This window comes from Streptomyces sp. NPDC018019, assembly GCF_044327805.1.
Taxonomy (GTDB): domain Bacteria; phylum Actinomycetota; class Actinomycetes; order Streptomycetales; family Streptomycetaceae; genus Streptomyces.
Genome location: NZ_JBIRGD010000011.1, coordinates 209,952 through 222,298, shown reverse-complemented (window position 1 = coordinate 222,298; position 12,347 = coordinate 209,952). Strand labels below are relative to the sequence as shown.

8 protein-coding genes are annotated in these 12,347 nt (G+C 71.7%); 6 read left to right on the top strand and 2 right to left on the bottom strand.

All coding sequences use genetic code 11. The annotated features are described in order from the left end of the window. Positions 1–205 precede the first annotated feature (205 nt). Entirely contained in the window at positions 206–373 is a 168-nt protein-coding gene (locus ACH4FX_RS20435; RefSeq protein WP_398480843.1) for a hypothetical protein, read from the bottom strand. A gap of 68 nt (positions 374–441) precedes the next feature. Further along, positions 442–1,362, bottom strand: a complete 921-nt coding sequence (locus tag ACH4FX_RS20430; RefSeq protein WP_398480950.1) for an NADP-dependent oxidoreductase — start codon at positions 1,360–1,362, stop codon at positions 442–444. An 83-nt stretch (positions 1,363–1,445) separates the two neighbouring features. Between ACH4FX_RS20430 and ACH4FX_RS20425 the strand changes: the two genes are divergently transcribed. The 6 genes from ACH4FX_RS20425 (at position 1,446) to ACH4FX_RS20400 (ending at position 12,248) form a co-directional block, all read left to right on the top strand. Beyond that, entirely contained in the window at positions 1,446–2,015 is a 570-nt protein-coding gene (locus ACH4FX_RS20425; protein WP_398480841.1) for a TetR/AcrR family transcriptional regulator, read from the top strand. A gap of 588 nt (positions 2,016–2,603) precedes the next feature. Beyond that, complete coding sequence (locus ACH4FX_RS20420) at positions 2,604–3,350, top strand: phosphotransferase family protein (RefSeq protein WP_398480839.1); 747 nt, start codon at positions 2,604–2,606, stop codon at positions 3,348–3,350. Positions 3,351–3,780: 430 nt separating this feature from the next. Further along, positions 3,781–6,420: a SpoIIE family protein phosphatase gene (locus tag ACH4FX_RS20415; protein ID WP_398480837.1), complete on the top strand. Its 2,640-nt coding sequence runs from the start codon at positions 3,781–3,783 to the stop codon at positions 6,418–6,420. An 828-nt stretch (positions 6,421–7,248) separates the two neighbouring features. Further along, positions 7,249–9,390, top strand: coding sequence for a hypothetical protein (locus ACH4FX_RS20410; protein WP_398480835.1), 2,142 nt, complete (start codon positions 7,249–7,251; stop codon positions 9,388–9,390). A 22-nt stretch (positions 9,391–9,412) separates the two neighbouring features. Next, positions 9,413–11,044: an ABC transporter substrate-binding protein gene (locus tag ACH4FX_RS20405; RefSeq protein ID WP_398480834.1), complete on the top strand. Its 1,632-nt coding sequence runs from the start codon at positions 9,413–9,415 to the stop codon at positions 11,042–11,044. Positions 11,045–11,417: 373 nt separating this feature from the next. After that, positions 11,418–12,248, top strand: a complete 831-nt coding sequence (locus ACH4FX_RS20400; RefSeq protein WP_398480832.1) for a 2OG-Fe(II) oxygenase — start codon at positions 11,418–11,420, stop codon at positions 12,246–12,248. Positions 12,249–12,347: the final 99 nt, after the last annotated feature.

Sequence of the window (12,347 nt, the reverse complement as noted above, 5' to 3'; positions counted from 1 at the left end):
ACGGAAGAAGGCAGAGCGCTGCACGCCAGGGTATTCATTGATCCCCCTAGGACACTACCCGGTGAATTCCGGGCTGGTCGCCCCAACTGTGCGGTCGCCGCCGCGGCCGGTCAACCACAGCCAGTTGGACGGGTCACCGCATCCCGACCCGTCCAACTGGTTATTCCCGCAATTGCGCACCCAGGCCGGCAGGCGGCCCGGGAATTCACCGGCCTACGTACTCCCGCAGATACCGCGCCATGAGCGTGGCGCCGCCTGCGACCAGGTGGGCGGGGGAGTCGGTGGAGAACACCCGGCCGCCGCCGTGTCCGGCGCCGGGGCCGAGGTCTTCGATCCGGTCCGCGTGCGCCATCAGGCCTCGGAGCGCAGGCAAACCCACACAACCATCAGGACGCTATACGCACCACCCTCATCCTGATTGCCGAGTTCACCTGTGCCGGTTCACAACGCGATCACGATTTTGCCGTGAACATGCCTCTCGGCCTGCGTCGTCACGGCTTCGCGAATCCGCTCGACCGGGAAGGTCGCCGCGATCGGTACCGTGATCTCGCCGGAATGGATGGCGCCGGCGATCCGTTCCATGGCGCCCGGCTCCGCATCGAGGGCGCCCGTCTTGCGTACACCGGGCGGCGGGGCGGGACCGTCGGCCACGACGGAGATCCGCTCGGGTGCCACGCCGAGCTTGAGCGCGGTCTCGGCCGCCTCCCTTCCGAACAGGTCGGTTGCGGCGGTGATCCCCCCGGGCGCCAGGGCCCGCACCCGGTCCGCCAGGCCGGGGCCGTACGCCACGGGTTCGGCGCCGAGCCCGCGCAGGAAGTCGAACGTGCCCTCGGAGGCGGTGCCGAGCACCCGGGCCCCCGCGAGCTTCGCCAGCTGCACGGCGAAGACGCCCACGCCGCCCGCCGCCCCGCCGATCAGGACGGTGTCCCCGGTGCGGAGCCCGATCGCGGTGAGCGCGGCGGCGGCCGTCAGGCCGGAGACCGGAAGCGTGCCCGCCACCTCGTCACCGATGCCCTCCGGAGTGGGCCACAGGTTTTCCGCGGGGGTCTTGACCAGCACGAAATCGGCGACGGACCGGCCGATCGCGGCCCCGTACACCCGGTCGCCGACCGCGAATCCCGTGGCCGCGGCGCCCACCTCGTCCACCACTCCGGCGAAGTCGCTGCCGAACCCGGCCGGCAAGGTGATGCCGAACCGCGCCGCCATGTCGGGCTGTGTGGTGATTTGCCAATCCACCGGGTTCAGCCCGGCGGCCGTGACCCGGACGCGCACCTCGTCCGGTGCGGGGTGCGGCTCGGGTATCTCCTGCAGTTCGAGTACTTCGGGACCGCCAAAACGCCGGTAGCGGACAGCTTTACTCATCGGTGACCTCTCATGGCCAGTGATGGGACTCGGTCTCATCGACCCTACATCAGTGATGGGACGAAGTCCCGTACACTGTTCCCATGGCTCGCTGGCAACCCGACGCACCAGGACGACTCGCCGCCGCCGCCCTCGACCTCTTCGAGGAGCGCGGCTACGAGAACACGACCGTGGTCGAGATCGCGGAGCGTGCGGGGCTCACCAAGAGCACGTTCTTCCGGTACTTCCCGGACAAGCGCGAGGTGCTCTTCGACAGGGGCACGGTGGGCGGCCTGCTCGTCGAGGGGATCGCCTCGGCGCCGCCGGCGGCCGGGCCGCTCGACGCGGTGGCGGACGCCCTCGACGCGCTCGGCAGGACGTTCTTCACCGCCGACCGCCGCGAGTTCAGCGGCCGGCGCCAGGCCGTGCTGAACGCCAATCCGGAACTGCGGGAACGCGAAGCCCTGAAAAGGATCGACCTCACCGCCTCGATGATCGAGGCCCTCAAGCGCCGCGGAGTCCCGAGCCTGACCGCGCGCGTGGCCGCGAAACTGGGCGCGCTCGTCTGGGAGATCGCCTTTGACCAGTGGATCGACGCCGACAACAGCGAGGACTTCGGCCCGCTGGCACGGCAAACGCTCGCCGAAGTACGCGCGGCCGGAGCCATGCGCTAGTCGTGCAACCCGGGTATGTATCCGAGCTGGTTGTTCGTTGTTGGCTGGCCGGACGGGTCGGCGGAGTTGAATGGGCGTTCCGCGCGGGTGAGTCGCGGGAGTCGGTGCTGACGTATACGTGGGGGCCCGTGCCCCGTTGCCTGGTGCGTCCGGGCGCACCGAGCCGCCGGCTGCCTGCCAACCCAGCACGCACAGCAGCGGACGGATCCGCGAGAATTCGGCGCACAGGGGTACACGGCGCGGAGAGCGTCTCACGGGAGACGGCGCGCCCAGGACGCACATTTGGCCCACCACCGTCATGAGTGATTGACCAGATGTCCGTATGTCTGGCCCGGTTGGGACGGGTGGGGGCCGGCACCCGCGGCTTTACGGTGCTCCCGCGCAGGCGGGCGGTGGAAAGAACGCTCGGCCGCCCGCCGTGCAGCCGACCGCGTCGCCTCCGATGCCACCTCTGCCGCTTACCGCCGGCCAAACGTGTGCGTGCCACCGCATGGGGGTGAACCTTGGTTCGCGGGACGCGGTCAGCCGCGCAACCACACGCGATAAACCTGGTGACGTCGGCGATCAACCCCGGGATACTGGGCGCCCATGGATGAGGTCGAAGTCGTCGTCGCCCATTCCGAGCGCGCGACTCTGCGTGTCGGTGACGTGTTCTTGAAGGTGGACACCGATCAGGCGCGCATCGACGCCGAGGTCGAGGCGATGTCCCTCGCGCCGGTCCCGACCCCGGAGGTCCTGTGGCGCAAGCCGCCCGTGCTCGCGATCGCCGCACTCCCGGGGACCACGATCGGGCGCCTCGGCGGGCCGTCGACCGGGTCGCCGACGGCGTGGGCCGCGGCGGGCGCCGCCATCCGGAAGCTGCACGACGCGCCGCTGCCGCCCCGGCCGGGCCGGGCCGGGCGGAGCACCGTCGCGCTGGCGGCGGAACTCGACGACGAGTGCGAGTTGCTCGTGACGAACGGCCTTCTGCCCGCCGACCTGGTCACCCGTAACCGCCAGGTCGCCCAGGCCGCGCTCCGGCCGTGGACTCCGGCGTTCACCCACGGCGACCTACAGATCGCGCACGTCTTCGTCGACGGCGACGAGGTCACCGGCATCATCGACTGGTCCGAGGCGGGCCAGGGTGATGCCCTGTACGACCTCGCCACCTTCACGCTCGGACACGAGGAGCACCTGGACGACGTCATCGCCGGCTATGGCACCGACATGGACCTCGACGTGATCCACGCGTGGTGGTCGTTGCGCAGCCTGCTGGCGGTTCGCTGGCTGATCGAGCACGGCTTCGACCCCTTCGCGCCGGGCTGTGAGGTCGACGTGCTGAAATCCCGGATGTGAGGCTGCGCGGGCCCGACTGCTCCGTAGGCGTTCTGACGCATCGAGCAGGCGCCCCCTGGGGCGATTGCCCACCCGTCATGCTCAGAGGTGCAGGAGCCTTTTTGTCGGGAGTCCCGCAAAACGTCCGCGCATCCGGAAGGAAGCGCCGGCCGCGTCGGCCGGGGGAGGCCGTCACCAGCCGAGTCCGTTTCCCTGCATATATGTGCTCTGCGGAAACGCCGCGTCAACAGGACGCCGCCGTCCGGATAACGGCCGGACTACGTCCACTCCCGAGCGCTTCCGGGCGCATTGCGTCTAGTTGTGATCAGGGTGAGCCAGGGCGGAAGGGAGGACCGTAGTTTGTTCGAGCCGGGGTGCTTCGGTCTGCATGACCGAGCCCGGTGGGGCGGGCTGACCGGCGCCGCGCGGCGGGCTCGAAAGGAAGCGCGATATGACCACCGTCCGTGTGGCGAAGCGGCCGGCTCCGCCTCCTCTCTTGTCCGTGTCGCTGGCCGTCTGTCTGGCCATCGCCGCGCTGGATGTACTGGCCGGGCCAGGTCCGCAGCTCATCGCCCTCCTGGTCATCGGCCCGCTGCTGGCCTGCACCCGTCTCGACGTGCGCCGTACCCTGCTGGTGGGCTGCTGGGCCGCGCTGGTGGGGGTGGTGGCGGGTCTGCTGGACGGTGCCCTGCTGACGCCAGCGTTCGGTGTGCGGTGGTGCGGTTTGCTGCTGGGATGCGGACTGACCGCCTACGGGGCGGGGAAATGTGACGTGCTGGAGGCCGCCCTGCACTCGCCGTCTCCGGCCTTCGAGGGTCCCCAGAACGTCCGGGCGGCGATTCCGCTCCCCGCCCCCCGAGCCCCGGACGGCGCGCACGTGTGCATCCGCTACCACTGCGCCGCTGACGAGGACCGGATCGGCGGAGACCTGTACGACGTCGTGCGGACCCCGTTCGGCCTGCGGGTCCTGGTCGGTGACGTCCGCGGGGCCGCTGCGGACGCGGTGCGGCTGATCTCGGCGGCCGTCGCCGGCTTCCGCGATCTGGCTTGCTCTACAGAAGAACTGCCGCGGCTCGCCGCCGCCCTGGAAGCCCGGCTCGCCCCGGAGCTGCAGAAGACCGGGAACTCCGTCACGACGGTCCTCGCGGAGTTCGCTCCCGGCGAGGTACGCGTCGTCAACTGCGGCCACCCCGCACCCCTGCGCTGTTCGGGACGGCGCGTGGAGTTTCTGGAACCCGCCGAAGCAGCACCCCCTCTGGGCCGGGGGCCGCAACCGCGCCAGGACCGCTTCCCCTTGCGGTCCGGTGACCGGCTGCTGTTCTACACGGCTGACCTGACCGGGGCCCGTAACGCCCAGGGGGCACCGTTTCCCTTGCTGGACGAGGCGGCCGACGTCCTGAGCGACTCCTCTCCGGAGGAGGCGCTCCGCTCCCTGTACACCCGGCTGTTCCAGCACGCCGGGCGGCTCACCGACGATCTGGCCCTGGTGCTGTGCCGCCCCGTCGGACCCGGCGCCGCCCACGCCGGACGTACGGACTGCCCCCTGGTGGCCACCGCCGTCTGGGACGGAACCGAGCGCGAGGCCGCAGCGGCGCAGGCCAGCGACCTGGCGGCCCTGGTGGAGTCCTCGCACGACGCGATCCTGACCAAGACGCTGGACGGCCGGATCACCTACTGGAACGCGGCCGCCCAGCGGCTGTACGGCTACACCCCGGAGCAGGCGATCGGCTCCCACGTGTCGATGCTCGCACCGCCCGAGCGCAAAGGCGAGATCGACGAACTGCTGGACCGGCTCAGCCGCGGCGAGAAGATCGAGCACTTCGAAACCATCCGGGTGACCAGCGCCGGGGTACGGATCGACGTGGACGTCACCCTGTGGCCGACCCGGGCCCCCGACGGGCAGGTCGTCGGCGCCTCCGCGATCGTCCGGGACGTGAGCGCGCAGAGGCGGGCGGAGGCCGAGCTCACCGCGCTGTACGAGCAGCAGCGGTACATCGCCCTGACCCTCCAGCGCAGCCTCATGGGCATCCCGCCCCGGCTCCCCACGGTCCCCACCGCCCACCGCTATCTGCCCGCCACCCAGGGGCCGGGTGTCGGCGGCGACTGGTTCGACCTGGTGCCGCTGGGTGCCGGCCGCGTCGGCGCGCTGATCGGCGACGTCATGGGGCGCGGCCTGGAGGCGGCCGTCGTCATGGGACAACTGCGTTCGGCCGCGCACGCGCTGGCCAAGAGCGGGCTGCCGCCGCGGCGGCTGATGCACACCCTGGAGGCGGTCGTGGCCGACCTGCCCGACCAGTTCATCACCTGCTGTTACCTGGAGATCGATCCGGACGCGGGCGAGGCGACGATCTGCTCCGCCGGGCACCTGCCCCCGCTGCTGGCCACCCCGGACGCCGGTGTCCGCACGCTCCAGGTCCCGGTGAGCGTGCCCCTCGGTGTGGGCGACATCCCCCACGAGGAGGTCACGGTCCCCGTCCCGCCCGGCGCCACCCTCGTGCTCTACACCGACGGCCTGATCGAAACGCCGGGCTGTGACATCGACGACCGGGTCGACGCCCTCGCCGCGACGCTGGACGCCGCCTTTGCGACCGGGGCGGGCCTGGAGCAGGCGGCGGACCGTGTGCTGACCGAACTGCTGCCCGGCGACGGCGGATCGTGCGACGACGTCACCCTGCTCCTGGCCCGTCTGCCGTCGGCCCCGCTCGCCACGGCCAGCCGCGATCTGGAGGCCGTGCCCGAGGCGGTGGGCGAGGGACGCGCCTTCGTCACGGAGTTCCTGGCCTCTTGTGGCTGCCCGCATCTGGCCGACGATGCGCGGCTGCTGACCTCCGAACTGCTCACCAACGTCGTCTGCCACGCCAAGGGGCCCATCGGGCTGCGGCTGTGCCGCAGCGCCCGCGAGATCACCATCGAGGCGACCGACCACAGTACGCACCTGCCGCACCAGCGGACGGCCGGCCTCGTCGACGAGTCCGGGCGCGGCCTCACACTGGTCGACACACTCGCCGACTCCTGGGGCAGCCGTCCCACCGAGGACGGCAAGACCACCTGGTTCACCATGGTCGCGGGCGCTCCTGACGAACCGGCGTGAGACGCCTCATGCCGGGGGCCGCATCCGCCGGGCCCGGGCCTTGTGGTGTGTCCGCTGCTGCCGCAGGCAGGCTGCTCCGGCTCCACACCGGCCGGCGAACGCCGTCCGGTGCATCAGGCGACGTGCGCGACGCAGGGGGCCGGTGCGTGGTTCTTGCTGGTGGGTGCCGTGGGTGCGGTGACATTGATGGCGCATCTTCCATGGTTGGGCCGGCGACGATTTGCGGGGCGGTGGCGACGGCGTCGGTGTCGGTCTCGGCACTGCTGCTGGGCCCATTCGTAGTGGTGAACTTCGATCCCGCGCAGGCGTCAGCCTGGAAGCGAATGCGGGCTTGAGGGACAAGCTCGCCGCTGGTGTCGTGAGCTTCGACTTGTAACATACCGGCAGTCTCTTGCTCACCGGCGGGTCGAGGCGACCGCTACCGAGTAGCGGTAGCGCGGAGGCGGCTCCGGCGGGCCGCGAGCTGTTGTGCCGGGTGGGCGTCGCTGCGCTGTCCGGGTGATCGTCATGGCGGCGTGCATGGTGGCATCCGCGGTGGGCAGTATCGACTCGCTTCGTTCCTCGGGGAAGATGAACGAGGCCAGGCGGGCCGGGGTGTTCGGCGGTGAAAGGCCGGTGACGACGGCGCCCCGGCCCGCCCTCTTCAGCAGCGTCGGCCGGCCCCCCGTCCTCCGGGCGGGCGTTTGCGGTGACTGCCGGGCAGCCCGCAGGCGGCCCCGCGGCCGGTGCGGTGGCTTCGGCCGGGACCATGCCTCCCTAAAGTCCGGTGTGCTGCACTAACCTGACGTGTCATCACAAGCGGTGCGGTCATGACGCCTCGGGGGGCCCGTGCCTGACGATCTCGGATTCGACAAGCTGCTCGACGACGACGGGTTGCTGGCACGGCTGTTGGGGAAAACCCGGGCCGGGCGCAACCGGAAGCCGCTCTACGGCCCCGACCTGCCCGTCGTCCTGCTCGTCGGCGGCCCCGGCATGGGCAAGGGGCGGCTGCTGCGCTGCGTACGGAGCGAGTTCGGCCGCCACGTACCGACGGCGCACGTGGACTGCGGGCTCACGGTGTACCGGGAGCAGGCGGAGCAGCACGCGCGGACCCGTTCGGTGACGACCGAGGTGCTGCGCGAGGCGGCCCGGCAGTTCGGCGCCTGGCAGGGCGACGGCGGGCCGGTCGCCACGCCGCGCCTGTACGCGGGGCTGGCGGCGGTCGCGGCCAGTGACCCGCTCGCCGACACCGCCACTCTGGTGAACGAGGTGCAGCGGCACGACGAGCTGCTGCCGCGCGGCTCCTTCTGGCGGGGCGTGCTGAACCGCGCGGGCCGGGCCTACGCCGGTGTCGTCGCCGGACTGGTGGCCCACCCCGGGGCCGTACCCTTCATCAACGCCGTCCTCGACGAACTGCTCGCCCGCACGTCCCAGGAGGGCAAGGCCCTGCTGGCGGCGTGCTACGGCGAGTACACGGGCGCGGGCGGCCACCCCAAGCTGGGGCTGCACTCGCTGGCCTCGCACTTCCAGCAGGGCGGCGAAGCGCGCGAGGTCGCGGAGGGGTTCCTCTTCCGGGCGTTGCGGGAGGACATCGAGGCCGCGTACGTCTCGCTGCTGGGGCGCCTGTCCCGGGCGGGCCGCCCGGCCCTCCTGCTGGACCACGCGGACAACGCCCTGGGCCGGCGGCTGGTCAAACCGGTGCTGGAGGACCGCGAGCGGGGCCTGTACGACCGGCTGGTCGTCATGGCGACCGCCCGGCGCGAGGACGGCGGACGCTTCCTGTACCACGCGGGGGACTCCGGTGGTGCGGTGGGCGGCGCGCCCGTGAGCTGGCGGCCCACCGACGGCGGGCTGCCGCGGTGGAGCCGTCCGCCGGGTGGCGTCCCCGGCCTGGCCCCGCCGGCGCGGGGCGTCCTCCTCGTGCGGATGCCGGTGCTGACACGAGACCAGCAGGCGCGCGAGACCGCCCGGTTGCGGGTGCGTCCGGCACCGGGCGCCACCACCGCCGCCCAGCTCCGTATCGACAGCGGCATCCACCGGCTGAGCGGCGGGCGCCCGCTGTTCGTGACCCGGCTGGGCGAGGCGACCGCGGCACTGTCGTTCCGGGAGCCCGACGACGGCACCGACTGGGCCCTGCTGGACGCCCGGGTGCGCGCGGGGGAGGAGGCCGAGGGCCGCCCGGTGGCGGACCTCCTGCTGGACGAGCTGATCGTCCAGCAGCCGCCGGAGGAACTGCCGCCCGAACAGCGCGGGCACTGGCTCGACCTGCTCAGTCACCTCTCGGTGGCGCACGACACCGAGTGCGCCCAGGTCCTGATGCGCGAGGTGCAGGCGGGCCGGGACGAGCGCCTGTCGGCGTACCGGATCGCGGAACTGCTGGGCGACAGCGGGTGGCCGCACTGCCCCCGCCACTTCATCGGTGACCTCGGCCTGCGCCGCCTGCTCATGCGGCGCCTGCACCGCCTGCGGCCGGACGGCGCGGCCTGGCGCGGCGACCACCTGCTGCTGCGGGACCACTACCGGGCCCTGGACGACGACACCGCCGACGAGCTCTTCGGTTCCGTAGCGGCCCACGGCATGCACCACCACCTGGCCGCCGCCGACGCCGATACGGTCACGGACTACCTCGACCGCACGTTCCTCACCCGCAGCGCGCGCGTGTGGTGCGAGGAACTGCTGGCCATCGCGGACGCGCCGCTGCTCGGCGGCCCCGACGACCGGCGGGCCCGCGCCCTGGGCGACGCCGAGGTGACCGGTGACGTGCGGCGCAAGCGGATCGACCGGCTGCTGCACGCCGTACGGCTCTGCGAGGACCGTACGCAGTCCCTCGACGACGCGGTGACCGACACCCTGCCCAAGCTGCTGGAGCGGCTGGGGGAGGAGCCCGCGGCCGGGGCGGGGACGCTGACGCACACGGCCCGCGACTGGAGCGACCGGCTCGCCGGCAGGCAACCGCTCAGACCGTGCACGTGCACGAGACACATCGGATAAGGGGACAGGGGAGGGTGCGGCGGTGCTGAACTGGCTGTACAACACGTTCTGGGCCACCTGGATCCGGAAGGTCTGCACGGTGCTCGTCGTACTGGCCGTGATCGTCCCCCTCGCCATCATCGTCCCCGGCAGGCTCGGGGCACCCGACTACTGCGAGCAGGGAGTCGAGCGGAGCGCCGGGGAATGCATCGGCGTCAACGGCTCCGGTTACGACTTCGGGACCCGGGAGATCCGGGAGGTGGCCACGGCGATCGGCCGGGAGAACGAGCGCGTCGTCGAGCAGGAGAAGGACGACGTCGTCACCATCGCGATGATGCTGCCCCTGCAACCGAAGTCCGAGGCCGAACGCCGGCAGGTCCGCAGCGAATTGCAGGGCGCCTATCTGGCGCAGTGGCGGGCCAACCGGACGGAGAACAAACCGCTGCTGCGCCTGGTACTGGCCAATCCCGGTGCGGATTACGCGCAGCAGGAGAAGGTGGTGGACCGGCTCGCGGAGATGGCCGTTTCGAAACAGGACAACCTGCGGGCCGTCACCGGCTTCAACCTCAGCCTGGGCAACACCCGACGGGCCATCGACCGGCTGACCAACGAGCTGCACATTCCGGTGCTGGCCAGCCGGGTCAGCGCCGACGAGATCGCCAATCCCGACGACCGCGGCGGCCGGCTCCGGTATCCGGGACTGGCCCGGATCATTCCCACCAACCGGCAGCAGGCCGCCGCGCTCGCCAATTTCCACGGCGGGCTCCGGGACGCGGAGACCGTTCTGGTCAAGGACCTCCGGCCGAACGACATCTACGACGATTCGCTCGCCAAGGCGTTCAGCCGGCCGGAACCGGGACCGCCCGGACCGAAGGACCAGCCGTTCACCTCGCCCGGCATCAACGACCCGGGCGACACCGGAAACGACTTCACGACGATCGGGCACAACATCTGCGAATCCGACGCGAAAGTCGTCTATTTCGCGGGACGCCCGGTCCATCTGCGGCTGTTCGCCCTGAAACTGTCCGAGGTGCCGTGCCACGGAAAGAAGTACACCGTCGTCAGCGGGTCGGGCGCGGCGACCCTGGACCGGTACATGAGCCCGGCCGACTGGGAGAAGCTGCGGGGCGACGACGGGGGCGGCGCCACGATCACCGTGCAGTACGCGGCCCCCGGCCACCCGGACGCCTGGGACGTGGCCCTGCGTACCTGGGAGAAGCAGCAGCGGGCGCGCACCGGCCGGACACCGGCGGTCGGGGAGCGGCCGGCGTACCTGACGGAACCACAGGACGAGCTGCGGGAACTGCGCCGTCTGATCGCCCGGCAGGCCGCGGGCGACATCGGGCCGGTGGAGCTGGAGGACTCCCGGACCATGCTGGTCCACGACGGGGTGCGCACCATCGCCGCGGCCGTCTTCCTGGCCAATTCCCAGGCCGTCGGCACGGTGCCGGCGCGGGAACGGGTCATCGCCCAGTGGCCGCGGCTGGAGGCCCGGTACCGGGTGCGGGGCACGAGCGGCTGGATCTGCCTGACCAACGGGGGCAACGCCTACGACAAGCCGGTGGCCGTGGTGCAACTGGACCCGGGCACCCGGCGGGTGGCGTTCGTGGGGCTGGGCTGGCCGGAGAAGAAGCCCCAGCCGGCCGACTGCGCGGTGCCCAGCGGCACCGGCTGAGGCGTCCCCGGGCGGGCCGGGCGCGGCACACCGGGCGCCCTTCCGGGCTTTCCTTCATCTCCGCAGTTTGTCGGAACGTCTTTCCACCGGCACCTGTCCAGGGCCGGCCTGCGCATTCCCCCGATGGGACGGGCTGTCCGCGAGTGCGGTGTAGCGGTCGGCGGGCCGGGAGAGTCTGGTCCCGGACGTGCCCCGCGATTTCCGGAAGAGCGGTGCGCAGGCGACCGGGAGCGGAAAGGGCGTGGGTTGTGCTCATATTTTCCGGCAGCACCTCGGTTTTCCCGTGCCCGGGACCGGTGGCGACCGTGCGGTGAGGTGCCGGCGGCCGACCGGAATCCTCCTTGCTGTGCACTGTTGAGTGGAGTGTGACGACGTGACTTCGATTGCTTCCGGCCCCGGCGTACGGGTCACGGACGCCGTCGCCGGAGAAGCCGACTTCGCCCGCGAACTGACCCGGGATTCCCTGTTGCGGCTGGCCCGCCGGGAGATCGCGGCCATTCACGTACCCGGCTTCTGCGACCGGCGGATCGCCGCGGAAGTGGCCGGGAAAGCCGTCCGGCACAAGGCGCTGGGGCATTATCACAAGAAATATACGAGTACCGTGGGACGAATTTTCATGCCGCACATCGACACGGCATGGGACCCGGAACTGACCGCCCGCTACCACGACGCCGCGCTCCCCTCCATCCACGAGGTGCGCGCCCTGTTCGCGCCGTATCTGTCGCCGGTGGACCACGTACGGCTGCTGCTCCAGGAGTGCTGGCCGGCCGGCGCCAACCTGCTGCGCCTGCGCGGCCGTCCGTGCTTCGTCGGCGCCTTGCGCGTGTTCCACCCGACGACGTCGGTGTTCCACCCGCACAACGACCACATCGAGCAGGAGACGGACGCCCCGGAGATCGCCGGGGTGACCGAGCAACTGGTCGCCAACGTCTATCTCCAGGTCCCCGAGGAGGGCGGCGACCTCCAGCTGTGGCGCCGCGACCCGACGGCCGCGGAGACCAGGACCATTCTGGAGGTCGAGGGCCTGGACCCGGCGGCCGTGGAGCCCCCGGCCCATGTCATCCACCCGCGGGCGGGCGACCTCGTCATCTTCAGCTCGCGGATGCTGCACGCCGTCACTCCGGCCCGGGACGGGCACCGGGTCGGCATGGCCGCGTTCATCGCCTGCAAGGGCCCCGGCGAGCCGCTCCAGTACTGGAGCTGATCCCGGGGCCGACGGCGCCCCCGGCCCCGGGACCCCGCCGCGCCCGACACCGCTGTGTGGTGCCGCGCCGTCCAGCCGCGCGCCCGTTGTGCGAGAGGT